This window comes from Rhizobium ecuadorense, from assembly GCF_001187535.1.
GTDB classification, from domain to species: domain Bacteria; phylum Pseudomonadota; class Alphaproteobacteria; order Rhizobiales; family Rhizobiaceae; genus Rhizobium; species Rhizobium ecuadorense.
Genome location: NZ_LFIO01000751.1, coordinates 1 through 551, shown reverse-complemented (window position 1 = coordinate 551; position 551 = coordinate 1). Strand labels below are relative to the sequence as shown.

At 60.8% G+C, this 551-nt stretch carries 1 protein-coding gene; it reads left to right on the top strand.

Annotated features, from left to right (window positions below; genetic code table 11):
• Positions 1-551, top strand: a 551-nt coding sequence (locus tag AF337_RS13695) for a histidine kinase dimerization/phospho-acceptor domain-containing protein (protein WP_160320300.1), incomplete at both ends; no start/stop codon positions are given.

The following is a 551-nucleotide window of genomic DNA, read 5'->3' as shown; positions in this document are numbered from 1 at the left end:
CGGCAGAAAACTGCCTGTGCTCGCCAATGCCATGGAAAGACGTGCAGAAGACGGTGCCCTGCTTTTCACCCGTGTGACGATGTTCCAGGCTGCCGAGCGTCGCCGTTATGAACGGGAACTGGTCGAAGCGCGCGCGGCGGCGGACACGGCCGGTGCCATCGTCAAATCCCAGCTCGACTTCGAACAGCAAACCGCCGAGTTGCGGGAGCAGTTCATCGCCATCCTTGGGCATGACCTGCGCAACCCGCTTGCCTCGATTGCCGCTGCGGGGCGTATGTTGCGAAAGGAAGAGCAGACCGATCGCTCGACTAAAGTTCTCGATTTGATGCAGGGCAGCGTCGTTCGCATGTCTGGCCTGATCGACAACGTCCTCGACTTCGCGCGTGCACGATTGGGTGGCGGCATCGTGCTCGACAGGCGAGCGGAGGAGCTCGAGCCGATCCTGCGGCAGGTCATCGAAGAACTCCGCTATAGTCACCTCGACCGCAGGATTGAGGTGAGCATCGAATTAGACGGCCCTATAAGTTGCGACAGCAGCCGGATTGGCCAGC